Genomic DNA, 26,794 nt, shown 5'->3' with positions numbered 1-26,794 from the left:
GAGGAAAATGATGGACTATAAAGTTACTTTTTTACCTATGAACAAATCAATAGCGCTCAAACCAGGGGCAACACTTCTGCATGCAGCACGACGTGCTGGAGTCAAGATTACGACCCGATGTGATGGCAAAGCGGCTTGCCTGATGTGCAAAGTGAACGTGGATGAAGAACATCGGACGGAACTGTATCCACCAACAGATGCAGAAAAGCGCAAGCTGGGTTCACTGTTGGAAGCAGGTACACGACTGTCCTGTCAGGCCAAGGTGTGTGGATCTCTATCGGTTCATGTTCCAGAGGACCCGTTGAAGGCAGCCATTCGGAAACAACTGGAACGTCAACAACAGGAAGACGACTGGTTCTGAGCGTTATGACATTGATTCTCTAATGAGTTATTCAAGGAGGACACGAATGATTAGGAACAAGCCAAAATGTGTGGAAGGAAGCGGACGGCAGCGTCTGAAACATCAGACGGGCGGTCTGCTGTTATTCCTGTTGTTTGCTTTTACAGCAAGTGGTTGTATGTATCCATCCCAGAGCAATTCAGACCCTAAGATAGCTTATCGGGAGAGCGTGAGCCGCATCCAGAGTGCGGTCGAGGCATTTCAGCAAAATGAGGGGATTTTGCCAATCATCAATGCAGATATGGAAACGCCAAAATATGAAAAGTTCAGAGTGGATCTGCCCAAGTTGAAACAACTGGGGTATCTGGATGAAATACCGGGGACTGCTTTTGAAAGTGGTGGGAGCGCTTACTTCCTTATTCAGGACGAAGAAGTGAATCCGACCATTAAAGTGATGGATCTTCTGACCGTACAGAAAGTAAACGATGTGCAACGAATGGTTAATCAATATAAGTCCGTACATAACAATAAGCTGCCAAGCGGGGAAGAACTGTATCCGGGGTTATATGCTGTGAATATGGAGCAGGCTGCTCAGGCAGGTACTCCTTCCATTACGCTGAATAGTGTATATTCAGGTCAGGCGTTACCGTTTATGATGGATGACGAAGGCAAGGTCTATGTAGATTATGCTTTTGATATTATGCAGGCAGTGGAAAAGTCTGACGTGTCTCCAGCAGAGACTGAAGATGTTCGGGATTTGCTGGTGGAACACTCCTACTTCGTACCTGTAAAATCCGTTTTCTACGCTTGGAAAAATAATGCGCCGGTTGCCCAGCCCATAAAATAAGCATGGTTGCCATTCAAATGATTTAGCTGTATGACCACCATGGCTCTAATGGTTCAAAAAGAGATATTCCAAATAAGGGATATCTCTTTTTTCTTTTGTCAGTATGAGCAATAACTGTCATAAAAGCTTCGCGGATCACATAAAGTAGATTGAAATAAAGACGCGCAGTCCGAGATCGGGGGATTCTCCTAATGTCATCACCTTAAGATAAAAAAACAAAAATACGCGTCATATTGCCGCATACGGATACATAAGATGATACTAGTCCAATTGCATGTACGAGTTAACGCCGCTCTCGCCGGTTTCATCAGAATGCAACGTTCGGCGGCGGACGACTTCCGGGCACTCACAAAGGCGGCTCTACCGTTGCAGGGATTTCAGTCTTCTGATTGAAAAAACGAAGCGGATGCTCTTTAGCATTTTTCCTTCGGAGTAATTTAGGGAGGGGATTTCATTGGAGAAAGTGGACATTTTTAAGGACATAGCTGAGCGGACCGGAGGGGATATTTATCTCGGGGTTGTCGGCGCAGTCCGGACGGGAAAATCAACATTTATTAAACGATTCATGGAAACGATCGTATTGCCTAACATCGCAAGCGAGGCTGATCGTGCCCGTGCAGTGGATGAACTTCCACAGAGTGCAGCAGGTAAAACCATCATGACTACCGAACCAAAATTCGTACCAAATAACGCAGTCCAGATTAAGGTGGCAGAAGGACTTGATGTCAATGTGCGCCTTGTGGATTGTGTAGGTTACGCGGTGGAAGGAGCCAAGGGATACGAGGATGAGAATGGTCCACGCATGATCTCCACGCCTTGGTTCGAGGAACCAATTCCGTTCCAGGAAGCTGCCGAGATTGGTACTCGCAAAGTCATTCAGGAGCATTCCACACTGGGTGTTGTGGTAACAACAGACGGCACAATCGCCGAAATTGCCCGCAGTTCCTATGTGGAATCCGAAGAACGGGTCATTGCAGAATTAAAAGAAGTGGGTAAACCGTTTGTCCTGGTCATCAACTCTACTCGTCCTCGCAGTGAAGAAGCCCTGCAATTGCGCAGTGAGCTTGCTGCCAAATACGACATTCCGGTGATGACACTCAGTGCAGCGACGATGACGGAAGATGATGTGACGGGTGTACTTCGTGAAGTGCTCTATGAGTTCCCTGTGCATGAAGTGAATGTAAACTTGCCGAGCTGGGTTATGGTACTCAATGAGACTCACTGGCTGCGTAGCAACTACGAAAATTCCGTACGGGATACCGTTAAGGACATTCGCAGACTTCGTGACGTGGATCGGGTTGTCGCTCAGTTCATGGAATATGAATTCATTGATCGCGCAGGCCTGAGTGGCATGAATATGGGGCAGGGTGTAGCCGAGATTGACCTGTACGCGCCGGATGAACTGTATGATCAGATTCTCGTGGAAGTGGTTGGAATCGAGATTCGCGGTAAGGATCATCTGCTGCAATTAATGCAGGAATTCTCGCATGCGAAGAGAGAATACGACCGCTTCGCAGAAGCGCTGGAGATGGTCAAAACGACCGGATACGGCATTGCTGCTCCATCTCTTGCCGAGATGGCTCTGGATGAACCTGAGCTCATTCGTCAGGGCACCAAATTTGGCGTACGTCTGAAAGCAACGGCACCGTCCATTCATATGATCCGGGTTGATGTGGAATCAGAGTTCGCTCCAATCATCGGTACGGAGAAACAAAGTGAGGAACTGGTGAGATACCTGATGCAGGACTTCGAGAACGATCCGATCAAGGTATGGGATTCAGACATGTTTGGTCGTTCACTGCACTCCATCGTGCGAGAAGGGATCCAGGGCAAAATTGCCATGATGCCGGATAATGCAAGATACAAATTGCAAGAGACGCTGGGAAGAATCATTAACGAAGGTTCGGGCGGCTTGATCGCTATCATTCTGTAAGACATCAAAAGACCGTAAGGGGGCATCCCCTCGCGGTCTTTTTTACGTGATTTCTTTATTTTGGATGAAATGGATAGGAAGAATAGTACTTTCGAAAAAACTTAGCGAGTTTTAGCTTTAAATTGCTAAAACCCATTTACATACTAGGGATTAGCCGTTATATTAATATTCAACTATTGTGATCGAGATCACAGAGAGTGGACAGGGGGATACAGGGATGAAAAGAAAAGAGACTAAATGGGTATGGTTGAGTGTGTTATTAGTATTTACATTGGCGCTGTCCGCTTGCGGAATCAAAAAAGAACCGGCAGCCACTCCGGCTTCGGGTGCATCAGATGATACACCAAAAACGGAAGCAGTTACAGGCCCTCTAAGCGGCAAACGGATTGCACTTATTATGGAGTTTAATACAGGTACTTTCTCGCAGCAATATGTACAAGGTGTAAAAGAAGAAATCGAAAAATTCGGTGGAGAACTGACAACGTTTGTTGCCGATAATGACAAAGCAAAGATGGTATCCTTGCTTGATAGCGCTATTAACCAGAAGTTCGATGCCATTCTCACGGATCACGGTGATTCCCTATTAGAGCCAGGCGTGAAGAAGGCAGTAGAACAAAATATTCCAGTGGTCGTGTTTGACGCAGCTATCAGTGTTCCAGGAGCTACAGTCCTGTCGCAGGATGACCAGAAGATGGCTGAACTGACACTGGAGCAAATGAAAAAAGATATCAATGGACAAGGCAATATTGTCAAAGTATGGGTAGCTGGTTTCGCACCGATGGAACGCCGTCAGATTGCATACGGTGAATTCATGAAAGCAAATCCGGACATCAAGGAAATAGCTACATTCGGTTCTGCTCAGAACCCGGCGCTGGATACACAAGCCAAAATGGAAGCTATTCTCAAGCAGTATCCAAAAGGTGAGATTACAGCTGTATGGACTGCATGGGATGAGTTCGCCAAAGGTGCAGCACGTGCCATTCAACAAGCTGGACGTGATGAGATCAAAGTGTATGGTATCGATATGAGTGACGAGGATCTGCAAATGATTCAGGACCCGAAAAATCCTTGGGTTGCTTCTGCTGCTGTTGATCCAACGGATATTGGTCGCGTCCAGGTACGTTATGCTTATCAAAAACTGAACGGGGACGAGACAGAAGATGCAGTTGTTCTTAACCCGGTCTATGTTCAACGTGAAGCTCTGCCAGATAAACAAATCTCCACTTCTGAGCTGTCAGAGTTCGTTGAAGGTTGGGGTGGCAGCACACAAGGAATCAAGGACTGGATGAGTGAATACGGAATTACTGCTAAATAAGCAGCGTATGGGAAGCGCGCCGCAAGGCGCGCTTTTTCTACCATAATGAAGATGTGCGAGTATGGATGAGAAATGGGATACTCCCGTATGGGAACGATTGGAGGTTAACATCATGAGCACTGCACCGATTCTGCTTCAAATGGAACATATCCACAAGCAGTTTTCAGGTATTCCTGCACTGAAGGATGTGGATTTCTCTGTAAAAGGTGGGGAGATTCATGCGCTGCTGGGTGCCAATGGTGCCGGTAAAAGCACGTTAATGAAAATTCTGTCCGGTGCCTATCCAATGGATCAGGGGACGATTCAATTGAGTGGACAAGCGCTTCATTTAAGTTCTCCGGGAGACGCAAAGGCAAGTGGGATTCACTGTGTCTATCAGGAAGTGGATGCGGCACTGGTGCCACAGCTGACGGCTGCGGAGAACATCATGCTGGATCAGTTGGCTTCATCTGCTGGAGGTTGGTGGAAAAGTCCACGGAAGCTGAAACAGCGTGCTGTTGAGGCGTTAAAGCAATTAGGGGCGGACATATCCGTTCACCAAAAAGTGGCCGATCTGACGCTTGCAGAAAAACAGATGATATTGCTGGCGCGGATTTTGATCCAGGATGCCAAAGTCATCATTTTTGATGAACCGACTGCACCGCTGAGCCAGGAAGAAACGGATGCATTTTTCCGGATTGTTCATCTCCTGAAGGATCGGGGCGTAGCCTGTATTTTCATTACCCATCGTCTTGCTGAAGTGACGGGTCACTGTGATCGCGTTACGGTTATGAGAGATGGACAACATGTATTTACTGGTGAAGCAAAGGGACTGACGATCAACGATTTGGTTACTCAGATGTTAGGCAAACCATTTGAAGAAGAATTTCCAAAGACGGAAGCGCCCGTGGGGGAACTGCTTTTGGAGGCGCGTGGGCTTCGTCGTGGAGTGAAGGTTAAAGGTGTTAACCTCTCTGTAAGCCGAGGTGAAGTCCTCGCTGTGGTGGGTCTGGTAGGCGCGGGTAAAACGGAAAGCTCTCGTTTGCTGATTGGTGCAGATCGGCTGGAGGGAGGCGAGATCCGGCTTAACAACCGTAATCTCCGTCTGTCTCAGCCTGCGGATGCGGCGGCTCTGGGGATTGTTTCTGTACCCGAGGAGCGACGTAAACAAGGAATCCTGATTCAGGAGAACGTGGAACGGAATTTAAGTCTTCCTTTGCTAAGTCGTCTTAGTACATTAGGTTTCGTAAGCCGCAAGCGGGAACGTCTAAACGCAGAGTCATTGGTGAAACAGCTTGGAATTAAAACATCGTCCGTGAAACAGGAAGTGAAATATCTAAGCGGTGGTAACCAGCAAAAGGTAGCCATTGGTAAATGGCTTAATGCGGATGCGGATGTATTTATATTTGATGAGCCAACCAAAGGCGTAGATATTGGGGCAAAAAGTGACATTTTCCGCATCATTAATGAACTGGCTTTGGCGGGCAAGGGTGTAATCTATTTCACCTGTGAACTGGATGAAGGCATGGGAATTGGTGACCGAATCGCTGTCATGTGCGAAGGTGTTATCGTAAAAGAGTTCAAACGAGGCGAGACTAACCAAGAACAGCTGCTATACTATGCAAGCGGTGGACAAGAGGTGCAATCATGAAGGATAAATCACTGGATTTTGCGTTCCGTTACGGGGCGATTATAGTCATCATAGGTGTTATCGCATTTTTCGGCATTAAATTGCCTTATTTCTTTACGTACAGTAACTTGACCGATATTTTGGGCTCGATCTCTATCGTTACTTTTGTAGCGATCGGTGTTACGTTATCTCTCATTGTTGATGGATTCGATCTCTCGGTTGGGGCGACTGTCTCATTAACTACCGTCGTTACTGCTTCGTTAATGATTTGGTATCAACAACCACTGGCGATCGTCATTATCGTGCCATTGATTATCGGGGCTGTTATTGGTTTACTGAACGCTTTGCTCATTGTAAAAATGCGTATTCCGGATTTGCTCGCAACCCTTGCCACGATGTACATCATCGGAGGTATTCACAAAACGTATGCACAGGGATATACCATTTACAATCACATGCAGTTCCCTGACGGGAGCAAAGCTGCGGGAGAGATGGACCCGACATTTCTACTTATAGGACAGGGTAAATGGCTTGGTATGCCGATATCGGTTATCATGTTAATTATTGCGGTAATAGGTGTGCATATCTTTTTGACGTATACGAAATATGGGCGTCAGATGTACATTACAGGTGGTAATGAGGAAGCTGCACGGTTGTCTGGAATCAAGGTGAAAAAGGTGCGTACACTCGCCTATGTAGCCGCTGGAGTGTTTGCAGCAATCGGGGGTATCATCTATGCCTCCAAAGTAGGATCTGGGCAAATCGATGCTGGATCACCGTTGTTAATGGAATCCGTAGCTGCAGTATTTGTCGGTTTCTCTGTGTTTGGTGCGGGTAAACCCAATGTCATCGGAACCTTCATTGGTTCGGTTCTGATTGGTGTACTTGTGAACGGTTTAACGATGATGAACGTACAGTATTTCACACATGATATTGTAAAAGGTGGAGTTCTCGTGCTTGCCCTGGCGGTTACATTTTACGTCTTAAACCGCAACCGGACTTGAAATTGTGGGCTGTCTGTATTAGTATGAAATTTGTTCGGCGTCTGAAATGCCCGTGGTTTCAGACGATATTCTGCCGAAAATGACTGTTGACCGCAGGCGGAGATTTGTGTTCAGCGCTCAAGATGTACGTAGATTTTTTGCGTATGAACGTATATTTCGCTATAAAACGGAAACACAGTATAACATTCAGGACATTGATACAGGAGGTGAAAAACAAATGAACAAATCAGACTTGATTACACACGTATCTGAAGCGACTGAATTGTCCAAGAAAGATGTAACGAAAGCGGTTGATGCCGTATTCGAAGCAATCTCTGAGGCTCTTCAAAGCGGAGATAAAGTACAATTGGTTGGTTTTGGGAACTTCGAAGTTCGCGAGCGCTCTGCACGTAAAGGACGCAACCCGCAAACAGGTGAAGAAATCGAAATTCCTGCGAGCAAAATTCCTGCATTCAAACCAGGTAAAGCGCTCAAAGACGGAATTAAATAAGATTTCTACATATTCCATATGTCGACAAAAAGACCGTGACTTGTTCACGGCCTTTTCTTTTGCCCTTTAACGATGATTCTTGCGGTTCATTCGTATAAGGCGCAGGTTGACAAATGAAACAATCTTAATCATCATTAACGCTATCGAACTAAAGAAGGGGACATGCGTGATGGATCATCCAACCGGCAATGATTATATTGTAATTAAGGCAGAGGAAAATGGTGTCCAGGTGATCGGATTAACCCGAGGTCAGGATACACGTTTTCACCACACCGAGAAATTGGACAAAGGTGAAGTGATGTTTGCCCAATTTACCACCCATACTTCAGCTATTAAAATCCGGGGCAAAGCCACGCTGATTACCAAGCATGGACAGATTGAATCGGAGTAATGGACAGATTGAATACATTCAAATGAAGATTGCAGGCATAGCCTGCTTTTTTTCATTGTACAATGAGGTATGAGCCTTTACCGGACAGACTACACTAACAGGTAAAGGCAGGGAGGCGTATATGAAACCGCGGATGATTGTTACTGCTTCAATGCTGGCAACGGTTGCGGCGGTCTTTCTGCTTGTTGCGATACAAACCTTACATATGCGTACATGGGGCGGGGACAACGTACAGCCTGCCTCTGCATCACATCATCCAGTTCAGCTAACGAATGACAATCTGGTTGATGTGCTAAGCTCTATGCAACTATCAACGCCCATTGCAAGAGTGGAATGGAAACAGTCCATTTTGAGACTGGACCTCAAAGTTCAAGGAACGGGTACAAGTTACACTGAAATCTATGAGAACATTGCAGCTGTAGCGGATCTGGGCTTTCGGAGTCTGGATAACGTGGATCAGGTGCTGCTGCGTGTGATGGCAGAAGATGAATGGATGCATAAACGACATCTGTTACTTGCTGCTGATATTCGGCGTGGAGAGTGGCCTCTGTATGCAATTGAAACATTACGGAACTGGAAAAGTGCGGCCTTTTCAGATGAATTGAAGGACTGGTTTCATTTGATGGAGACCGAACTCTGGAAGAAGCAATTCGAAATGACAAGTCAGGGGTAATAGAATAGCAGGATTCAGTGCGTGCCCGTTCAACATATGCTATAATATATAAGATTGTAGTGCAGAAAAGGTTTAACAATGTTAAGGCTCGGAGGCTGAGAATGAATTCATATCGCGTACCCCAACTAGCAAAGAAATATACGGATTACGACATGATTCGACAACATACGGAAATCCCATCATTTCCGGATAGCCGGGCACGTCTGTTGCAGGTATTTGTGGGCCGCACAGACGAAAAGGTGCATCAAGAGTTATATGCTCTTGCAACTTCGCTCGTTCAGTTGGCCATGGATACGCATGATCGAATCGATACCATTTCCGGTGAGCGGAAAGAGCAGGAGATGCGTTCACGTCAGTTGAATGTACTCGCCGGGGATTATTTAAGTAGCCGTTTTTATCAATTGCTTGCCCAAGCGGGCAGAATTGAAATGATTGGCAAACTCAGTGGTGCTGTATCCGGAGTGAACGCACGCAAGATGACGCTGTATGAACGGATGAAGAAGCTTCTCGTTTCGGCTGACGAATACTTGCGTGAAACGGTACAGCTGAGAATGCAGCTGTTTCTTTCATTTACAGGCATGATTCAACATAACGAAGAGTCTTTATGGAACAGCCTGTTGACCGAATTCAGCTCCTGCGAAACGATCGTGGAAGAACTGAAGCGGATGAATGACGCAAAACAATATCTTCACAGCTATGCATACTGGCACATTTACGAGCATGGTAATGACGATGAGCGCAATGTGTTGCGTCAGTCTGAATTGGATGCACGTGCATGGAACGCTATGGTGCTGAAGCATAGGGTTGGCGAGGTTTTGCTGGACAAGCTTCGCGAGTGTACACACCGCATTCAACTGTTGTTGCAAGACGAGGAAGGGCGAATGGGCTTGCATGAGATACATGCAATTCTAGAGCCTTACTTGGCATATTTGCAGCCTTCACATGCGGCAGTAAGGGAAGATTGAGGGGGAAACAGACGAATGGGGAGCGGAGAGACCAAACCGAAAGAAGAATATGTCCATTCGGTTTTTCAGAGTATAGCCGGAAAATATGATGTCATGAATGATATCCTAAGTTTCCGGAGGCACAAGGCTTGGCGTAAATTCACCATGAAAAAGATGAATATGTCCAAAGGCGATACCGGTCTTGATTTGTGCTGCGGCACATGTGACTGGACGCTTGCTATGGCAGAGGCAAGTGAAACGGGGCACATGCACGGACTTGATTTCAGTAGCAACATGCTGGAGGTCGGCCAGACAAAGATCAATGCGGTGCAACGTCAAAAACAGATTACCCTGACACAGGGAAATGCCATGTCACTTCCTTTTGAAGACAATTCGTTTGATTATGTGACGATCGGGTTTGGGTTGCGTAATGTACCTGATCTCAGACAAGTGTTGTCTGAAATGAAACGTGTGGTCAAACCGGGTGGTATGGTTGTGTGCCTGGAATTGTCCAAGCCAACATGGCAGCCGTTCAAAGGCATTTATTATTTTTATTTTGAGAAGGTTTTACCGAATCTTGCCAAAGTGTTTGCTAAAAGTTTTGAGCAGTACAAATGGCTGCCGGACTCACTGGCCATTTTCCCGGGAAGGCAGGAACTGGCAGACATTTTTGCAGAAACTGGATTACAACAAGTGCAGGCCTACCCTCTGACCGGAGGTATCGCGGCACTGCATATTGGAACCAAGGAGAATCAGCATGTTTAGGAAAATTCGCATCTTTTTAGAAATGATCAAGATTGAACACACGCTTTTTGCTTTACCTTTTGCATTTATGGGGGCGATCCTCGGCTCCATGGTAGTGAATGATACCTTCCCAAGCTGGATGCAGATCATGTGGGTATTGCTTGCGATGATCGGTGCACGTAGTGCGGCTTTTGGTTTGAACCGAATTATTGACCAAGCGATTGATAGCAAAAACCCGCGTACCGCGATGAGAGCCATCCCGGCAGGACTGTTGAAAAATGGGGAAGTTGTTATATTTGTCATTATCTCATTTATATTGTTATTCTGGGCCTCATCCAATCTTAATGTATTATCGATGCAGCTGTTACCTATTGCTGTGTTTATGTTGGTACTGTATTCGTACACCAAACGATTCACATGGTTATGCCACATTGTTCTCGGAATGACGATTGGTTTGGCACCACTTGGTGGCTGGGTAGCTGTAACAGGAACGATGGATTGGACAGCGATTGTGCTGTACGTTACGATTGTGTTCTGGACAGCGGGCTTTGATATTATCTATGCATGTCAGGATCTGGAATTTGATCAGGGAGAGGGTCTTCACTCCATACCTTCCCGTTTTGGCCTGGTTAAATCCTTGCAGATCGCCAAGTTCTTCCATGTGATTACTGCAATTGGTTTTCTTGCGTTATTGTTGATGACAGATCTGAGTTGGTGGTATGGCGCAGGCATGTTGGTGACGTATGGAATTCTGTTCTATCAACACTATATTGTATCGCCTAATGATATGAGCCGTGTTCAAACGGCGTTTTTTACCATGAACAGTTTGCTTAGTTTAATTGTATTTACGTTCACTCTGATTGATCTGGCGGTGAAATAAATGGTGCAGCAGCCGGACAATAAACGACTGGTTGTCGGAATTACCGGAGCGAGTGGCAGCATATATGGCATTCGATTAATTGAAACGCTGCTTGATTTGGAATATAACGTTCATCTGGTCATATCCAATGCAGGGTGGCGTGTACTGAAAGAAGAATTGGACTGGGATGTGACGAATCGGGACGCGGTGCTGGAAGACAAATTCGGCAACCGTGCCGGTTCTCTGATCTATCATCCTGTGAGTGATATAGGGGCCTCCATTGCAAGTGGTTCTTATCTGGCCGACGGCATGATTATCATGCCATGTTCGATGGGAACTCTTTCGTCCATCGCGCAGGGATCTTCGGATAATCTGATGTCTCGCGCAGCCGATGTTATGATGAAAGAGGGAAGAACATTGATCCTCGTACCGCGTGAGACGCCTCTTCATGCAATCCATCTGGAGAACATGCTGAAGCTTTCTCGTCTTGGTGTACGAATGATACCGGCTATGCCTGCTTTTTATTACAAACCTCAGACTATGGATGAGTTGATTCTGTTTTTGGTGGGGAAAGTGCTGGATAGCTTGCGCATCCCACATCAACTGTTTACAAGATGGGGAGAACCGGATGAACGGGGATAACGACTGAGTTCGATACAAGGCTGTTTTTTGCCAAAGTGTTGCTCGGTTTATTTGTCCCCCGAATCCCGGGGTATTGGTGAGCACTGATGGTGAGTCTTCATGAACCACAGTCTTGACCCATGCTCCGGCAACTTCTGTATTTTGTTTCAGAACAAGTCGCAGAGTTTAATTTTCGGGTGTCGGCTATGACATTCGGAGAAGAAAAACACGTTAGATTACCTTATAGAACAACACAAGCAAGAACGGTAAGCCGGGTTTCTCGTAATGCCTGCAGGCCCGACTTGCTGGAGGGGAAGGTAAGCATGAATTTATGGACTGACAATACGCTGATACGGGTGAACGAATGAAACTATTGGATATTTTCGGGTTGTTAAAAAAGGACATGGATTACATTGAGAAAGAATTGTATCGCAGTGTTCGAGGAGAACAGAAGCTGCTGAGTGAAACGTCACTTCATTTGCTCAAAGCAGGAGGAAAACGGTTGCGGCCCGTTTTTGTGTTACTTGGTGGGAAATTTGGTACATACGACATTGAACGTCTGAAGCTGGTTGCGGTTCCGCTGGAACTCATCCATTCGGCATCCCTAGTTCATGATGATGTCATTGATAATGCGGAGACACGCCGAGGCAAACCCACGGTGAAGTCAAAATGGGATAACCGGATTGCCATGTACACTGGAGACTATATCTACGGTAAGGCACTTGAAATGACTGCCGGATTATCCGATCCAGCGATTCATCGTATCCTTGCCAAAGCTATGGTACAGATGTCCATTGGTGAGATGGAGCAAATTCGCGACTTTTTCAATACGGGACAAAGTGTTCGTAACTATCTGCTGCGGATTCGCCGCAAAACAGCACTTCTGATTGCAGTTAGTTGTCAGTTAGGGGCATTGGCTACACGTGCGCCTGAGCATGTATCTTCCCTGCTGTATACGTACGGATACAATGTGGGGATGGCTTTCCAGATTCAAGATGATGTACTTGATCTGGTAGGTACTGAGAAACAACTTGGCAAGCCACCTGGCAGTGACATGAAGCAAGGAAATATCACTCTTCCTGTACTTTATGCCTTGGAAGAATCCGATCTGCGGGAACCTTTGCTTAAGGAGATTTCCCGTGTCCAGCATGAAGAAGGACGGGCAAGTGCATCGGATGCAATTGGAATGATTCGACAAAGTCAAGGAATTGCTAAAGCTGAAGCCCTTGCTGACCGATATATGAAGAAAGCGCTCGATGCTCTCGATCAGCTACCTAACATCAAGACGACCAAAAACCTGCGTGATATCGCTCATTTTGTGGTTAAACGTACACATTAAACAATGTATGACCTTCGACTCTCAGATTACTCATACCCAAAGATGAACAGAACTGTGAGATTCCTCATTGGGAGGATTTGGACATGTATGTTACAATCAGAGGGATTGCGTTTACATAGTGATTAACTTTGAACCGTGAGTGAGGAGTGAGCTGATGGATCGTACATTTTTGATGGTGAAGCCGGATGGTGTGCAGCGTGGATTGATCGGTCGAATTATTAGCCGTCTGGAAGACAAAGGATTTAAGTTGGTGGCAGGCAAATTGGTGCAGATGTCTGAGGATCAGGCAAAACGCCATTATGCTGAACATGAGGGTAAACCATTTTTCGATGATCTGGTTCGTTTTATCACATCGGGGCCTGTATTTGCCATGGTGTGGGAAGGCGACGATATTGTGGCGCTTGCGCGCATCGTCATCGGAAAAACCAATGTGAAGGAAGCAGCTCCAGGTACCATTCGCGGAGACTTCGCCAGCCACACACCACATAATCTGATTCATGGGGCAGATTCGCCGGAAAGTGCTTCCCGTGAAGCAGCAAATTTCTTTGCTTCAGATGAACTGGTGGTATACGACAAGAGCATCGCAGCCTGGTTGTAATTATTAGCCAAAAGGGTGATACACGATGCTGGAGCAAGAACAACTACTAGACCCGGATTACACCGGATTCATTCGTAAAATCAAAGAGAGCACAGGCATTGATCTTGCTCAATACAAGGAAGGCCAGATGAAAAGAAGGCTGACCACACTTCGCAACAAAAACGGGTTTCATACATTTTCTAACTTTTTTGAAGCTATGCAGAAAGATAAAACATTGTTCTACGAGTTCCTTGATCGTATGACGATTAACGTGTCGGAATTCTGGCGTAATCCCAATCGTTGGGAAGTGCTGCGGGACGAGATCCTGCCTGAGCTGCTGGGGTCCAAGCGTCGTGCTAAAGTTTGGAGTGCGGCCTGTTCAACAGGTGAAGAACCTTATACACTTGCCATGATTCTGGACACGATGGGCATTTTGAAGGACAGCTCCATTACGGCAAGTGATCTGGATGAAGGTGCATTGGCCAAAGCCAAGGAAGGGCGTTATATGGAACGCTCGCTTAAGGATGTGCCAAAGGAAACGGCGAACCGTTACTTCAAGCAGGATGGCTTGGTATACCGTATTGATGAGCAACTCAAAAATTCGATCAAGTTCATGAAACAAAATTTGCTGGTGGACCGTTTTGACGATGGGTACGATCTGATTGTGTGCCGAAATGTCATGATCTATTTTACCGAGGAAGCCAAAAACCTGTTGTATCACAAATTTGCAGCAAGTTTGCGTCCAGGCGGTATTTTGTTTGTGGGTAGTACGGAGCAGATCTTCTCCCCGGGACAATATGGTCTGGAGACAGCAGAGACATTCTTCTATCGGAAAAAATAATGATAATGGTTGTTCAGCCGTCTGAAGCACATGTACATGTGTTCAGGCGGTTATTTGTATACCAAGTACAAGAAAGCGCCGACTTTCTTGTCAAAGCCGGTCAGCTATACTATAATAAGCAAAGAAATTATGGGATTTTAGCAATGTGAAGTTTAACAGTTTAAAGGGGGAACGTATTATGAGTTTACGCTATTTAACCGCAGGGGAGACGCACGGACCCCAATTGACCGCTATTATTGAAGGATTGCCAAGTAATTTGACGATTGATTTTGAAGAACTGAATTTCCAGCTTCACCGCCGCCAAAAGGGATATGGCCGTGGACGCCGGATGCAGATCGAGAAGGATCAGGCGAATTTTGTTGGTGGTATCCGTCACGGATATACAACAGGTGCTCCGGTAGCGCTGGTTGTTCAAAATAACGACTGGAAACATTGGCAGAATATTATGAATATTGAGCCGATTGAAGGCAGTGACGAAGAGAAACGTCGCGTTCATCGCCCTCGTCCCGGACACGCTGATCTGAACGGTGGACTCAAGTATAATCATAAAGACTTGCGTAACGTACTGGAGCGCTCCAGTGCACGTGAGACAACGGTACGTGTGGCATGTGGTGCCATTGCACGTCAATTCCTGGCTGAATTCGGAATCAAGGTAGCTGGACGTGTACTTCGTATTGGAGAGATCGAAGCTCCGTATCAGGACCTTCCGATTGATGAACTGATCGCAGTGACAGAAGCTTCCTCTGTACGTGTTACGGATGCTGAGACAGAGAAGAAGATGGAAGCCTACATCGACCAGATTAAACAAGAAGGCGATTCCATCGGAGGAATAGTGGAATGTATCGTTGAAGGTGTACCTATTGGTCTTGGTAGTTATGTTCAATACGATCGCAAACTGGATGCACGAATCGCTCAAGGCGTAATGTCCATTAATGCATTCAAAGGTGTAGAGATTGGTATCGGATTCGAAGCCGGAGTCATTCGAGGATCACAGGTGCATGATGAGATCATGCATACGGATGAGCGCGGCTACCACCGGGCAACCAACCGTCTGGGTGGATTCGAAGGTGGTATGACAAACGGTATGCCAGTCGTTGTACGTGGTGTGATGAAGCCGATCCCAACGTTGTATAAGCCACTGCAAAGTGTCGATATTGATACAAAAGAAGCATTTACGGCTCAGGTTGAGCGCTCGGACGCTTGTGCTGTACCAGCAGCGAGTGTGGTTATGGAGCATGTTGTAGCGTGGGAAATTGCCAAAGCATTCCTGGAGAAATTCGGCGGGGATTCCATGGAAGAGATCCGTGCTAATGTTGCTAGTTATAATGCTCAACTGGAGAATTACTAATATGCGTCAGCTGACGGTACAGTTGGAGGAACGCTCATATCCGATTCTGATTGGCAGCGGTCTATTGGCACAAGCCCCTCAATATTTTGAGCAATATGGGTTGACCAAAAAAAGTCCGTTACTCATCATTACAGATGAAAATGTGGCTCCCAAATACTTGTCAGGTTTGGAGCAAACGCTGCGTACGGCTGGTTATACAGTCGTATCGGCGGTTGTACCCTCTGGTGAAACATCGAAATCCCTTTCGGTGTACCAGGATATGATGACCGTTGCGATCGAAGGCAAACTGGATCGGAGTTCTGCGATTCTGGCCTTAGGTGGTGGTGTCGTAGGTGATCTGGCTGGTTTTGTTGCCGCTACATATATGCGTGGAATCAAGTTTGTTCAAGTGCCTACAACGATTTTGGCGCATGACAGCAGTGTAGGCGGCAAGGTGGCTGTCAATCATCCGCTGGCCAAAAATATGATTGGTGCATTCCACCAGCCCGAGCTAGTGCTCTATGATGTGGACACACTTCAATCCTTGCCGCCACGAGATGTATCGGCAGGGTTGTCAGAGATGCTGAAGCACGGGCTGATCCGTGATGAGGCTTTTGCACATTGGTGTGAGGAACATGCGGAAGAACTGCTTGCGCTTAATCCGGAAGCACTTGGATACGGCTTGGAACGTGGATGTGGCATTAAGGCGGAGATTGTATCCAGAGACGAACGTGAAAATGGAGAACGTGCGTTGTTGAACCTGGGACATACGATTGGTCATGCCATTGAAGCGATCGCCGGTTATGGAGAATTTCTGCACGGAGAAGCGATCTCGATCGGTATGGCTGGATCAGCATTGCTTGGTGAGAAGCTTGGTGCGCCAGCAGGGCTCTATGAAGATACGGTCCGCATGTTGCGTTCACTTCGCCTTCCAACAACGATGCCTGCGCATCTCGACACGGATGCATTAATGGAAGCGATGATGCATGACAAAAAGTTCCGTGAAGGTCATATGGTGTTTATCATTCCTGATCGGATTGGGGCTGCAAGAATTGTGAAGGACGTACCTGTGTCGGCAGTTCGGGACGTCATTGAAATGCTCAGGAAGGGAGAATAACAGCAATGGTCACACGGGGAATTCGCGGGGCTACAACAGTCACGCAGAACAACGAAGAACAGATTTTGAAGGAAACGGCTGTATTGTTGCAGGAGATCGTGGATCGCAATGAGATCCAACCGGAAGATATCTGCAGTGTGTGGATTACGTTAACTGGTGATCTGGATGCTGCTTTCCCGGCAAAAGCTATTCGTCAACTGGATGGCTGGGAACTCGTACCACTGATGTGTGCACTGGAGGTTCCTGTTAAAGGTGCCTTGGCGCAGTGCATTCGTTTCATGGTGCATGTGAATACAAACAAAGCTCAGAATGAAATCAACCATGTGTATCTGAACGGTGCACAGGCATTACGTCCGGATTTGGCAACACCTTCTGGTTCTTAAGTAGTGGGTTGTCAAACCGATCATAATGATGTATAGTGAGAACCAGTTGAGTAGAGTAGAGATTGAGCTGAGAGCAGCTGAGCTAGTGGAGTATATAGCAGAGTCCAGTGGGTGGTAACCGGGGCAACAGAAACCGGTCAACTGATTCACGGTACGTCGTGCTACGGAATAGCTAACAGGAACAGGGAAAACAAACGTGTCATAGGACATCTTTTGTTTTGATATATTTTGGTACAAACACAATCATTGCACTCTCCTATATTTACAAAATATTGGAATGAGTAGTTGGAGTGTTATAACTGATATATTTTCCCGAATTGGATGATGTGAGATGCATCAATTCAGCGACCTGTGAATAATCCGACAGCGAAGTATAGGGACTTGTTATTTATGAAGCATCACCCTGTTAAATACAGCTTATAACCAAACCTCTACCTGATGGTAGAGGTTTTTTTGTACATTGAATTGTTTCTTCTACCTAAATCTGAAAGGACGTGATCTGATGATAACGCCAAACGTTAATCAAGTACTGAAAATGTCGAATGAGTATAATCTGATTCCGGTAGTCAAACGGATTCTGGCAGATATGGAGACTCCGATTCGAATATTCCGCCGTTATGCTGACAACGACCGGGCATTCCTGTTGGAAAGTGTAGAGGGCGGTATCCAATGGGCGAGATACTCGTTCATCGGTACAGATCCGTTCCTGATGATTTCGGCCAAGAAGGGCCGTATTGTTGTAGAAGAAGCAGGGAAGACTCGTGAATTGCCAGGTAAACCGATCGAAGAACTGAAAGCACTGCTGCGTAAGTACCGCAGTCCAAAAGATGATGAACTGCCACCATTCACAGGTGGGGCAATTGGTTTCTTCGGATATGACCTGCTGTCCTATTATGAGAAACTTCCAGCTCACGCGCTGGATGACCTGAATATGGATGACATTCGCTTTATGTTCTGTGACCAGATTATCGTGTTTGACCATGTGAAGCAGCAGATGCTGCTCGTTGGTAATGTACACGTCAAGGACGGTGCAACGGATGACGAGATACGTCAAGCGTATGCAGTGACTTCGGAGAAGCTGGAGCAGGCGGCAGAACGTTTGCAACAGCAAGGACCAGGGGAGAACCTGAATCCGCGTTCCATTCCGGGAGACGTGGAACTGGGGGATATTCGCTCCAACCTCACGAAGGAGCAATTTATCGGTAATGTAGAGCAAGCCAAAGATTACATTCGCGCAGGTGATATTTTTCAAGTGGTATTATCTCAGCGTTTCCACATTGATACGGAAGTTTCTCCGCTTCACGTGTATCGTGTGCTTCGGACCCTGAATCCATCACCTTATATGTACTACCTCAAAATGGATGATGAGATTATCGTGGGTACTTCGCCAGAAGCGCTGGTCAAGGTGGACGGGAATCGTGTGGAGACACGACCGATTGCAGGTACACGTCCAAGGGGGGCAACAGAAGCGGAAGATCGTGCACTCGCTGCTGATCTGCTCCAGGATGAGAAGGAACGCGCGGAGCATCTGATGCTGGTTGATCTGGGTCGTAACGATCTGGGCCGGGTATCCAGCTTCGGCAGTGTGAAGTGTGACATGTTCATGGAGATTGAACGGTATTCTCACGTTATGCACATGGTATCCAACGTTACGGGCGAGCTTAGAGAAGATAAGGATTTCTTCGATGCGTTTCTCTCATGCTTGCCAGCGGGTACCGTATCCGGAGCACCGAAACTGCGTGCAATGGAGATTATCGCGGAACTGGAGAAAGAGGCACGGGGTGCTTATGCAGGAGCCATCGGATACCTTGGTTTCTCGGGTAACATGGACTCCTGTATTACGATTCGTACGATTATTTTCAAAAAAGGAAAAGCATATGTACAGGCCGGAGCGGGAATCGTATGGGATTCTGTGCCTGAGAATGAATATGAGGAAACGGTTAACAAAGCTAAAGCATTGCTCAAGGCGATTCGAACAGCAGAAGCAATGTTTCCTGCCAAAGAAAAGGACAGCACGTTGAGACTGGCGAATGCAGACTACTTTGTCACACCAGCGGCCGCTAAGAACTGAGAGAGGAGAGACCGGAGATGAACATAAACCCAATAATGAATGAGAACCCTGTAACCCCTATTGCTGAGATTACTCGTGAGGAAGGCATGAAAAATGGCCTGGCGAAGATTCTAGAGGGCAGCCATCTGGAGCAAGCCGAAGCAAGAGATTTGATGTACTCGATCATGAGAGGTGAGGCAACGCCGGCTCAAATCGGAGGTTTGCTGATGGCGCTACGGATGAAGGGTGAAACGGTAGATGAGATCACCGGTTTTGCTGAAGCCATGCGTGGTCAGGGCGGACGAATTCTAACGGATGGCAGCGGCTTGCTGGACACTTGTGGAACAGGTGGATCGGGTATTCACAAATTCAACATTTCCACAGCATCCGCGATCATTGCTTCGGCCGTCTCGGTTCGGGTCGCCAAACATGGCAACCGTTCAGCTTCAGGCAAAGCGGGTAGTGCAGATGTATTAGAGGCACTCGGTGTAAATATCCATCTCAACGGTGAGCAGGCCAGACAATGTCTGGATGATATCGGAATCTGCTTCTGTTTTGCCCAGGTATATCACCCTTCCATGCGACATGCAGCAGGACCAAGAAAAGAGCTGGGGGTTCGTACCATTTTCAATATGCTCGGACCGTTAACGAATCCTGCGGGAGCAGATCGCCAACTGCTTGGCCTGTATGATCGTTCCCGGACGCCGATGATTGCTGAAGTACTGAATCGTCTTGGTCTCAAAAGAGCGTTGGTTGTGGCCAGCCATGATGGTCTGGATGAAATCAGTATCTCGGCACCAACTCAGGTATCTGAACTTCGCAATGGTGAAGTGCACACCTATGATATTGATCCACGTGATATGGGTTTGTCTCTACATCCGCTCGAAGCGGTACTTGGAGGAGATGCGGCACAGAATGCCGAAATTATTAAGAGGATCTTCCAGGGTGAGCAGAGTGCCTATCGTGATGTCGTTCTGTTGAATGCCGGAGCGTGCATCTATGTATCCGGTCTTGCAGATAGCATTGCTGAAGGGGTGACACTTGCCGCAGAAGCGGTAGATTCGGGCAAAGCTGCCGGGAAGCTTGAACAGTTAATTCATACAACGGAGGCGTATAGTCATGTATCTTGATCGAATCGTTGCAACCAAACATAAAGAAGTTGAAGTTCTTGCACAAACATTTAACATGGATGAAGCTATCCAAAAAATCGAACAACTACCCGCAACTCGAGGGTTTGAAAAAGCATTATCAAGCGGACGCAATCGCAAACTTGGCCTTATTGCTGAAGTGAAAAAAGCTTCGCCATCCAAAGGGTTAATTCGTCCGGATTTTCATCCGGTAGAGATTGCTGCTGCTTATGAGCGAGCGGGTGCAGACTGCATCTCCGTATTAACAGATGTGTCGTATTTTCAAGGCAGCAACGAGTACTTGCAGGCTATCCATCAAGCAGTGAACATTCCGCTATTGCGCAAGGATTTTATTATAGATGAACGACAGATTGCCGAGGCAAGATTGCTGGGTGCGGACGCGGTATTGCTGATTGCCAGTATTCTGACACCTGAACAGATTCGTCAATATCTGGAATTTGCCAAAAGTTTGGGGCTGGATGCCTTGATTGAAGTCCATGATCGAACAGAACTGGAGCAGGTATTGGAGATTCCGCAGGCAACACTTGTGGGCATCAACAATCGTAATTTGAAAACATTCGAAACCAGCCTGAACACGACACTGGATTTGATGGAATTGATTCCAAGTGGCGTTACCTTGATTAGCGAAAGTGGTATTGACGGACCAGAATCAACAGTACCTCTGATCCAGGCCGGTGTTCATGGTATTCTCGTAGGTGAGCATCTCATGCGCAAGGATGATGTCGAGGCGGCTGTATATGATCTGATGGGACCCAAATGATGAATACTTCCTTACACGATGGCACAGGCGACAGTATGTCAGAACTGAGAAACCCGCTGCCAGCGGCCGTAAAAATATGTGGACTTCAGGACGTTGAAGTGCTAAAATCGATGATAAACTTGCCTGTGGATTACATTGGTGTTGTTTTTGCCAAATCACGCCGCCGAATCGAACCCGAGCAGGCTGCTGCATTAAGAACGGTGTTGTTCGAATGGTCTACCTATGATCGGCCGAAGCTTGCGGGTGTATTTGTGAATCCTACGCTCGAAGAACTGGAACACATTATGGACATTGCTCAGCTGGATGTTATTCAACTGCATGGACAGGAGACTGCGGAATTTTGCCAGCAGGTGAAGCAGCGGTGGAATGCCGCAGTGTTCAAAGTTTTTTCTTTTCCCAAAGATGAAACGGGACCGGAAGCTGATGATGCAGCCATAAGGGCTCTTGATACTTATGATAAATACGTGGATGCGATATTGCTTGATACCCATGATCCTCTATATGGAGGGGGCTCCGGGAAAACGTTTGCCTGGGAGCGAATCCCTGCCTATGCTGAATGGGCAAAAAGTCGCGAAATTGCTCTGTTCGTTGCAGGAGGTTTGCAGCCGGACAATGTACAACAACTAATACAGACATATACACCTTTCGGCGTCGATGTATCCAGCGGCGTGGAGACTGAAGGTGTGAAGGATATTGCCAAAATTACAGCATTCGTAGAAAGGGTGAAGCAGGCATGACACATCAATTGCCGGATCAACACGGGCGTTTCGGTCACTTCGGAGGCCGCTTTGTACCTGAGACACTAATGAACGCACTTATTGAGTTGGAGGAGGCATACAGCCACTTCTCTGAAGATGAGGAATTTAACAAGGAACTGAACTATCTGCTAAGCGAGTATTCTGGACGTGAAACGCCATTGTATCATGCAGAGCAATTGTCACGCCGATTGGGCGGACCGAAAATTTATCTGAAACGTGAAGATCTCAATCATACAGGCGCGCACAAAATTAACAACGCCATTGGACAAGGTTTGCTTGCCAAACGGATGGGCAAAAAGAAAGTTATTGCCGAAACGGGTGCAGGTCAACATGGCGTTGCGACCGCAACCGTAGCCGCATTGCTTGGACTGGAATGCAAAGTATTTATGGGCGAAGAAGATACAGAGCGTCAGCAGTTAAACGTATTTCGGATGAAGCTGCTCGGAGCAGAAGTAATTCCGGTGACGTCCGGAACACGGACACTGAAGGATGCTGGTAATGAAGCACTTCGCTACTGGGTCAGCAATGTAGAGGATACGTTCTATGTGCTCGGATCAGTGGTTGGTCCTCATCCATATCCGATGATGGTGCGGAATTTCCAACGTGTGATTGGTGATGAGACCCGTCGTCAGATTCAGGAGATCGAAGGGCGTTTGCCGGATGTAATTGTAGCCGCTGTTGGTGGAGGAAGTAATGCGATCGGTATGTTCTATCCATTTATCGGTGATCAGGATGTGAAACTTGTTGGTGTTGAAGCCGCAGGCAAAGGGGTCGAAACCGAGTATCACGCTGCGACGATGACCAAAGGTACGCATGGTGTATTCCAGGGATCTATGAGTTACCTGTTGCAGGATGAGTATGGACAGGTTCAGCCAGCGCATTCCATCTCGGCCGGACTTGATTATCCGGGTGTTGGTCCGGAGCATTCCTATCTCAAGGATATTGAACGGGCAAAATATGTACCGATCACGGATCAGGAAGCACTGGATGCCCTGCAACTCCTATGTCGGACGGAAGGAATCATTCCTGCTCTGGAGTCTGCACATGCGGTAGCTCAAGTTGTCAAACTGGCGCCTGAACTTACAGTAGATGATATTGTAGTCATTTGTCTGTCGGGACGTGGAGACAAGGATGTTGAATCGATCATGAAATACACGGGAGGTGACTTGGGATGAATCTGATGGACCAGACCTTCCAGCAATTGAAGGAACAGAATCGCACGGCACTTATTCCATTTTTAACCGTGGGAGACCCGGATTTGGATACAACGATTGATATCATCAAGGAGCTTGAACAGGCTGGAGCGGACATTTTGGAACTGGGTGTTCCCTATTCCGATCCGCTTGCAGATGGCCCTGTCATTCAGCGCGCTTCCGAACGTGCGCTGAAGAGCCAGATTACCATTCGTACTGTGATGGAAACCGCTGCAAAAGCTCGTAAGGCAGGTGTGAAACTGCCGTTTGTACTGTTCACCTATTATAATCCGGTATTGCAGACAGGCCTGGATGTATTCTTTGATGAATTGGTCAAACACGATATTAGTGGCATGATCATTCCGGACCTGCCAATTGAGGAAGCGGAAGAGATGCGAGAACGCGCAAATCGTGCTGGTGTGCATCTGGTGCCGCTTGTTGCACCTACCTCTAATGCCCGGATTGAGCGGATTGTAACGGGAGCGAGTGGCTTTATCTATTGTGTATCTTCCCTTGGGGTAACCGGAGAGAGAGCTTCTTTCTTTGATGGCGTAGAGAGCTTCATTGAGACGGTGAAAAGTCTGACAGACCTCCCTGTAGCGGTGGGTTTTGGTATCTCCAGTCATGAGCAGGTGGCACATTTCTCCCGCATCTGCGATGGCGTTGTTGTAGGTAGTGCCATTGTTCGTCAGGTGGAAGATGCGATTCCTCTGCTTGAAAATCCGGATACGCGTGCAGCGGGACTGTTGCAAATTGGTAACTTTGTGGCACAATTAAAGGGATAGAGATGTCCTGAAAGGACATCTTTTGGACACGTAAGGTGCACGCTGATTCGTGTCTAACATTATTTCAATAACAGGAGGCGGTCGGGTTGAAACCGAAATCCCAGATTGTCAATCTGCCTGTGTACCAGCCGGGCAAACCGATTGAAGAAGTGAAACGTGAACTGGGGCTTGAACAAGTCATCAAGCTGGCCTCCAACGAAAACCCGTACGGCAGTTCTCCTGCCGCCCTGGAAGCCATTACGAGAGAAATGACGAATATAAGCATATACCCAGACGGTAGCTCGGTTGAGCTGACGGGAGTTCTTGCCAAGCATCTTGGCGTTGAACGGAACAACTTAATATTTGGTTGTGGTTCCGATGAGATTATTGCTTTGATCACGAGAGCTTTCTTCTTGCCGGGTGACGAGACCATCATGGCAGATCAGACATTTTCTGTATATAAAAGCAATGCAGATATTGAGGGTGCCGTGTCCATCGAAGTGCCTCTGAAAGATGGCACGCATGATCTGAGCGCGATGCTCGCGCAAATTAACGACAAAACCAAAGCAGTATGGGTGTGTAATCCAAATAATCCAACAGGTACGATTATCTCCGAGCAGGAACTTACAGCCTTTATGGACCGTGTGCCTGCTCATGTGATGGTCATACTGGACGAAGCTTATTATGAATTCGTAACCGATGAAGCATACCCGCAAAGTATACCATTGATCGAACGGTATCCGAATTTGGTCATCCTGCGGACATTCTCCAAAATTTACGGTTTGGCTTCGCTTCGGATCGGATATGGTATTGCACGTCCCGAAATTATTGATTTGATTAACCGTGTACGTGAACCGTTTAACACCTCCCGTTTTGGACAGGTTGCGGCAACCGCTGCACTACTGGATCAGGATTTTGTTCAAGAGTGCTCGAAGCGGAATGCAACGGATCGGGATTACCTGCAAAATGAATTTACACGGCTCGGATTGTCGTATTTCCCTTCACAGGGTAATTTCATTATGGTTGATCTGAATATGCCTTCAGCAATTGCGTTCCAATCCTTGCTCAAACAAGGCATTATCGTTCGCTCAGGATTCCACGTATACCCAACTTACATTCGTGTGTCCGTCGGAACATCAGAACAGAACCGTGCATTTGTCACGGCACTGGAGAACACGCTGGCTGAGAAGGCGGTAGCACGCCCTTAATACTGGCGATGAAAGAGTGAGGACCCATGAAACTAAAAATTGCAATGATTGGTGTAGGACTCATCGGCGGTTCACTGGCGCTCTGCTTCAAAGGCAAGCCAGATGTAACCGTGATGGGCTACGCCCACTTGGATGAACTGAAGGACAAGTACATAGCGAGCGGTGTAGTGGATGATGCTACGCTCTCTCTGGAAGAAGCGGTAGAGGATGCCGACTTTATTTTTTTGTGCGTTCCTGTAGGTTTGTTAGAATCCTATTTCGAGAAACTCTCCAAGCTACCATTGAAAAAAGGATGTATCATCACGGACGTAGGAAGCACCAAGGCTTCCATTGCCGCTTGTGCCGAGCATGTGCGGTTGACTGACGCTTATTTCATTGGTGGTCATCCTATGGCAGGGTCGGAGCGTGCAGGCGTAGATGCGGCCTCAGCCGTGTTGTTTGAGAATGCATACTATGTCTTAACCCCTTCAGAACATGTACCTGAGGAAGCCTACAGCAGGCTGTCTGAACTGCTTGCGTATACGCGGGCACAGATCGTGCGTGTGGAGCCTCTGCTGCACGATGACATCGTGGGGGCGATTAGTCATCTGCCACATGTTATTGCTGTTGCGCTTGTGAATCAGGTGCGTGAATATAATGAGTCGAATCCACTGTATAAAATGCTGGCTGCAGGTGGTTTCCGGGATATTACCCGGATTGCGTCCAGTGATGCGATTGTGTGGAGAGATATCTTGCTTAGCAACCGTGATGTACTGCTGGGCTTGCTTAAGGACTGGAATAGTCAGATGACGGCCTTTACGGATATGCTGGAGCATAAGAACGGTGAAGGTATAGAGGAGGCATTCCGTCAGGCCCGCGAGTTCCGCAGTATATTACCAGAACGACGCAAAGGCATGATTTCGCCGTTATTTGATCTGTATACTGATGTACAGGATGCACCGGGTATGATCGGTAAGATCGCAACTGAGCTTGGGGCGAATGACATCAACTTGAGCAACTTGGAGATTATCGAAAACCGGGTTGATGTGCCGGGCATTATGCGTCTGTCTTTCCGTCAGGAAGAAGATATGGAACGAGCCAAGACGTTATTGGATTCCTTAGGTTATCAAGTATGGATATAAGACGAGAAAGAGGGCGAAAGCCCTCTTTTTTGTGAGGTTATATTGGAGTTGTTATTTGATTTTCAGTCACAGAAAAAAAGGATGTTTTATCCTAATTTACCGAAAGATATAATTAATTCAAACAATTTTACTGAAAGTGTTGACAAAATGAAAACGTATACATATAATAAGGGTACAGTATGGTTTCTCTCCACTCCTATCCAATAACTGTATTGCTCCACGTGAGCAATGGCCGCTTATGTAAGCGGTCTTTTTTTTGTCTAAAAAAGTTATGGGGAAGGCATTGATATGTTAATAGTTACACTTGAACTTATATCCTCTATTTACATCTCCCTCCTTAATCTGTTAGGATACCTTAGATCAAATAAATATCACATTTTTGTAACCTTTTCGGTATGTCGTCCGTCTATATAAGCAAGAGTTACCAAAAAGGCTCAA

The 26,794-nt window shown here is 46.9% G+C and carries 27 protein-coding genes; all 27 read left to right on the top strand.

Features of this window, described 5'->3' with window-relative positions; translation table 11 throughout:
- The first annotated feature begins 10 nt into the window (after positions 1 to 10).
- Positions 11 to 361: a 2Fe-2S iron-sulfur cluster-binding protein gene (locus C161_RS19110; protein ID WP_036607701.1), complete on the top strand. Its 351-nt coding sequence runs from the start codon at positions 11 to 13 to the stop codon at positions 359 to 361.
- A 46-nt stretch (positions 362 to 407) separates the two neighbouring features.
- Complete coding sequence (locus tag C161_RS19105) at positions 408 to 1,187, top strand: hypothetical protein (RefSeq protein WP_051449813.1); 780 nt, start codon at positions 408 to 410, stop codon at positions 1,185 to 1,187.
- Between the two features lie 454 nt (positions 1,188 to 1,641).
- A complete protein-coding gene (spoIVA, locus tag C161_RS19100; RefSeq protein WP_017687692.1) occupies positions 1,642 to 3,120 on the top strand; it encodes a stage IV sporulation protein A in 1,479 nt (492 codons plus the stop codon).
- A 217-nt stretch (positions 3,121 to 3,337) separates the two neighbouring features.
- Positions 3,338 to 4,435, top strand: a complete 1,098-nt coding sequence (locus tag C161_RS19095; RefSeq protein ID WP_036672016.1) for a sugar ABC transporter substrate-binding protein — start codon at positions 3,338 to 3,340, stop codon at positions 4,433 to 4,435.
- 112 nt (positions 4,436 to 4,547) lie between these two features.
- Complete coding sequence (locus C161_RS19090) at positions 4,548 to 6,065, top strand: sugar ABC transporter ATP-binding protein (RefSeq protein WP_036672046.1); 1,518 nt, start codon at positions 4,548 to 4,550, stop codon at positions 6,063 to 6,065.
- Positions 6,062 to 7,048: an ABC transporter permease gene (locus tag C161_RS19085; RefSeq protein WP_036607696.1), complete on the top strand. Its 987-nt coding sequence runs from the start codon at positions 6,062 to 6,064 to the stop codon at positions 7,046 to 7,048. Before C161_RS19090 ends, C161_RS19085 begins: the two co-directional genes overlap by 4 nt.
- A gap of 217 nt (positions 7,049 to 7,265) precedes the next feature.
- Positions 7,266 to 7,538 carry an HU family DNA-binding protein gene (locus C161_RS19080; protein WP_024630670.1) on the top strand — a complete coding sequence of 91 codons (273 nt, stop codon included), beginning with the start codon at positions 7,266 to 7,268 and terminating at the stop codon, positions 7,536 to 7,538.
- A gap of 169 nt (positions 7,539 to 7,707) precedes the next feature.
- The gene (gene mtrB / locus C161_RS19075) at positions 7,708 to 7,929 is read left to right on the top strand and encodes a trp RNA-binding attenuation protein MtrB (RefSeq protein WP_017687697.1); all 222 of its coding nucleotides are present in this window, start codon (positions 7,708 to 7,710) and stop codon (positions 7,927 to 7,929) included.
- A 121-nt stretch (positions 7,930 to 8,050) separates the two neighbouring features.
- Positions 8,051 to 8,602: a hypothetical protein gene (locus C161_RS19070; RefSeq protein ID WP_036607694.1), complete on the top strand. Its 552-nt coding sequence runs from the start codon at positions 8,051 to 8,053 to the stop codon at positions 8,600 to 8,602.
- A 101-nt stretch (positions 8,603 to 8,703) separates the two neighbouring features.
- Positions 8,704 to 9,567, top strand: a complete 864-nt coding sequence (locus C161_RS19065) for a heptaprenyl diphosphate synthase component 1 (RefSeq protein ID WP_036607692.1) — start codon at positions 8,704 to 8,706, stop codon at positions 9,565 to 9,567.
- Between the two features lie 15 nt (positions 9,568 to 9,582).
- Positions 9,583 to 10,311, top strand: coding sequence for a demethylmenaquinone methyltransferase (locus C161_RS19060; protein WP_036607690.1), 729 nt, complete (start codon positions 9,583 to 9,585; stop codon positions 10,309 to 10,311).
- On the top strand, positions 10,304 to 11,170 hold the full coding sequence (locus C161_RS19055) for a UbiA-like polyprenyltransferase (RefSeq protein WP_036607688.1): 867 nt from the start codon (positions 10,304 to 10,306) through the stop codon (positions 11,168 to 11,170). Before C161_RS19060 ends, C161_RS19055 begins: the two co-directional genes overlap by 8 nt.
- A complete protein-coding gene (locus tag C161_RS19050; RefSeq protein WP_036607686.1) occupies positions 11,171 to 11,791 on the top strand; it encodes a UbiX family flavin prenyltransferase in 621 nt (206 codons plus the stop codon). It abuts the gene before it with no gap.
- Between the two features lie 343 nt (positions 11,792 to 12,134).
- Positions 12,135 to 13,109 carry a polyprenyl synthetase family protein gene (locus tag C161_RS19045; protein ID WP_017687703.1) on the top strand — a complete coding sequence of 325 codons (975 nt, stop codon included), beginning with the start codon at positions 12,135 to 12,137 and terminating at the stop codon, positions 13,107 to 13,109.
- Between the two features lie 154 nt (positions 13,110 to 13,263).
- Positions 13,264 to 13,707, top strand: coding sequence for a nucleoside-diphosphate kinase (gene ndk / locus C161_RS19040; RefSeq protein ID WP_017687704.1), 444 nt, complete (start codon positions 13,264 to 13,266; stop codon positions 13,705 to 13,707).
- 25 nt (positions 13,708 to 13,732) lie between these two features.
- Positions 13,733 to 14,527, top strand: a complete 795-nt coding sequence (locus tag C161_RS19035) for a CheR family methyltransferase (protein WP_036607684.1) — start codon at positions 13,733 to 13,735, stop codon at positions 14,525 to 14,527.
- Between the two features lie 178 nt (positions 14,528 to 14,705).
- Positions 14,706 to 15,875 (top strand): chorismate synthase, encoded by a 1,170-nt coding sequence (gene aroC / locus C161_RS19030; RefSeq protein ID WP_036607682.1) that lies wholly within the window; start codon positions 14,706 to 14,708, stop codon positions 15,873 to 15,875.
- Between the two features lies 1 nt (position 15,876).
- Positions 15,877 to 16,971 (top strand): 3-dehydroquinate synthase, encoded by a 1,095-nt coding sequence (gene aroB / locus C161_RS19025; protein WP_036607679.1) that lies wholly within the window; start codon positions 15,877 to 15,879, stop codon positions 16,969 to 16,971.
- A gap of 5 nt (positions 16,972 to 16,976) precedes the next feature.
- Positions 16,977 to 17,354: a chorismate mutase gene (gene aroH / locus C161_RS19020; RefSeq protein WP_036607677.1), complete on the top strand. Its 378-nt coding sequence runs from the start codon at positions 16,977 to 16,979 to the stop codon at positions 17,352 to 17,354.
- A gap of 502 nt (positions 17,355 to 17,856) precedes the next feature.
- A complete protein-coding gene (gene trpE / locus C161_RS19015; protein ID WP_036607674.1) occupies positions 17,857 to 19,425 on the top strand; it encodes an anthranilate synthase component I in 1,569 nt (522 codons plus the stop codon).
- Positions 19,426 to 19,493: 68 nt separating this feature from the next.
- Positions 19,494 to 20,534, top strand: a complete 1,041-nt coding sequence (gene trpD / locus C161_RS19010) for an anthranilate phosphoribosyltransferase (RefSeq protein WP_091034830.1) — start codon at positions 19,494 to 19,496, stop codon at positions 20,532 to 20,534.
- Positions 20,524 to 21,312 carry an indole-3-glycerol phosphate synthase TrpC gene (gene trpC, locus C161_RS19005; RefSeq protein WP_036607671.1) on the top strand — a complete coding sequence of 263 codons (789 nt, stop codon included), beginning with the start codon at positions 20,524 to 20,526 and terminating at the stop codon, positions 21,310 to 21,312. The genes trpD and trpC overlap by 11 nt, the downstream gene beginning before the upstream one ends.
- A 35-nt stretch (positions 21,313 to 21,347) precedes the next feature.
- Positions 21,348 to 22,049 carry a phosphoribosylanthranilate isomerase gene (locus C161_RS19000; RefSeq protein WP_036607903.1) on the top strand — a complete coding sequence of 234 codons (702 nt, stop codon included), beginning with the start codon at positions 21,348 to 21,350 and terminating at the stop codon, positions 22,047 to 22,049.
- Positions 22,046 to 23,245: a tryptophan synthase subunit beta gene (gene trpB / locus C161_RS18995; protein ID WP_036672013.1), complete on the top strand. Its 1,200-nt coding sequence runs from the start codon at positions 22,046 to 22,048 to the stop codon at positions 23,243 to 23,245. Before C161_RS19000 ends, trpB begins: the two co-directional genes overlap by 4 nt.
- Positions 23,242 to 24,048 (top strand): tryptophan synthase subunit alpha, encoded by an 807-nt coding sequence (gene trpA, locus C161_RS18990; protein WP_036607666.1) that lies wholly within the window; start codon positions 23,242 to 23,244, stop codon positions 24,046 to 24,048. Before trpB ends, trpA begins: the two co-directional genes overlap by 4 nt.
- 86 nt (positions 24,049 to 24,134) lie before the next feature.
- A complete protein-coding gene (hisC, locus tag C161_RS18985; protein ID WP_036607664.1) occupies positions 24,135 to 25,235 on the top strand; it encodes a histidinol-phosphate transaminase in 1,101 nt (366 codons plus the stop codon).
- A gap of 26 nt (positions 25,236 to 25,261) precedes the next feature.
- The gene (locus tag C161_RS18980; RefSeq protein WP_017687717.1) at positions 25,262 to 26,356 is read left to right on the top strand and encodes a prephenate dehydrogenase; all 1,095 of its coding nucleotides are present in this window, start codon (positions 25,262 to 25,264) and stop codon (positions 26,354 to 26,356) included.
- Positions 26,357 to 26,794: the final 438 nt, after the last annotated feature.

It is taken from the genome of Paenibacillus sp. FSL R5-192, from assembly GCF_000517845.1.
In the GTDB taxonomy this organism is placed as follows: domain Bacteria; phylum Bacillota; class Bacilli; order Paenibacillales; family Paenibacillaceae; genus Paenibacillus; species Paenibacillus amylolyticus.
Note: the sequence above shows the minus strand (reverse complement) of the source record. Positions and strands in the feature narration are given on the sequence as shown.

Bases quoted from the DNA above. Each gene is read 5' to 3' on its own strand.
- aroC (WP_036607682.1), top strand. From the start codon at position 14,706: ATGAGTTTACGCTATTTAACCGCAGGGGAGACGCACGGACCCCAATTG.
- trpB (WP_036672013.1), top strand. From the start codon at position 22,046: ATGACACATCAATTGCCGGATCAACACGGGCGTTTCGGTCACTTCGGA.
- C161_RS19085 (WP_036607696.1), top strand. From the start codon at position 6,062: ATGAAGGATAAATCACTGGATTTTGCGTTCCGTTACGGGGCGATTATA.
- aroB (WP_036607679.1), top strand. From the start codon at position 15,877: ATGCGTCAGCTGACGGTACAGTTGGAGGAACGCTCATATCCGATTCTG.
- trpA (WP_036607666.1), top strand. From the start codon at position 23,242: ATGAATCTGATGGACCAGACCTTCCAGCAATTGAAGGAACAGAATCGC.
- mtrB (WP_017687697.1), top strand. From the start codon at position 7,708: ATGGATCATCCAACCGGCAATGATTATATTGTAATTAAGGCAGAGGAA.
- C161_RS18980 (WP_017687717.1), top strand. From the start codon at position 25,262: ATGAAACTAAAAATTGCAATGATTGGTGTAGGACTCATCGGCGGTTCA.
- ndk (WP_017687704.1), top strand. From the start codon at position 13,264: ATGGATCGTACATTTTTGATGGTGAAGCCGGATGGTGTGCAGCGTGGA.
- C161_RS19000 (WP_036607903.1), top strand. From the start codon at position 21,348: ATGTCAGAACTGAGAAACCCGCTGCCAGCGGCCGTAAAAATATGTGGA.
- C161_RS19035 (WP_036607684.1), top strand. From the start codon at position 13,733: ATGCTGGAGCAAGAACAACTACTAGACCCGGATTACACCGGATTCATT.
- C161_RS19095 (WP_036672016.1), top strand. From the start codon at position 3,338: ATGAAAAGAAAAGAGACTAAATGGGTATGGTTGAGTGTGTTATTAGTA.
- C161_RS19045 (WP_017687703.1), top strand. From the start codon at position 12,135: ATGAAACTATTGGATATTTTCGGGTTGTTAAAAAAGGACATGGATTAC.
- C161_RS19060 (WP_036607690.1), top strand. From the start codon at position 9,583: ATGGGGAGCGGAGAGACCAAACCGAAAGAAGAATATGTCCATTCGGTT.
- C161_RS19105 (WP_051449813.1), top strand. From the start codon at position 408: ATGATTAGGAACAAGCCAAAATGTGTGGAAGGAAGCGGACGGCAGCGT.
- C161_RS19080 (WP_024630670.1), top strand. From the start codon at position 7,266: ATGAACAAATCAGACTTGATTACACACGTATCTGAAGCGACTGAATTG.
- C161_RS19065 (WP_036607692.1), top strand. From the start codon at position 8,704: ATGAATTCATATCGCGTACCCCAACTAGCAAAGAAATATACGGATTAC.
- C161_RS19110 (WP_036607701.1), top strand. From the start codon at position 11: ATGGACTATAAAGTTACTTTTTTACCTATGAACAAATCAATAGCGCTC.
- C161_RS19050 (WP_036607686.1), top strand. From the start codon at position 11,171: ATGGTGCAGCAGCCGGACAATAAACGACTGGTTGTCGGAATTACCGGA.
- C161_RS19090 (WP_036672046.1), top strand. From the start codon at position 4,548: ATGAGCACTGCACCGATTCTGCTTCAAATGGAACATATCCACAAGCAG.
- C161_RS19055 (WP_036607688.1), top strand. From the start codon at position 10,304: ATGTTTAGGAAAATTCGCATCTTTTTAGAAATGATCAAGATTGAACAC.
- C161_RS19070 (WP_036607694.1), top strand. From the start codon at position 8,051: ATGAAACCGCGGATGATTGTTACTGCTTCAATGCTGGCAACGGTTGCG.
- aroH (WP_036607677.1), top strand. From the start codon at position 16,977: ATGGTCACACGGGGAATTCGCGGGGCTACAACAGTCACGCAGAACAAC.
- trpC (WP_036607671.1), top strand. From the start codon at position 20,524: ATGTATCTTGATCGAATCGTTGCAACCAAACATAAAGAAGTTGAAGTT.
- trpE (WP_036607674.1), top strand. From the start codon at position 17,857: ATGATAACGCCAAACGTTAATCAAGTACTGAAAATGTCGAATGAGTAT.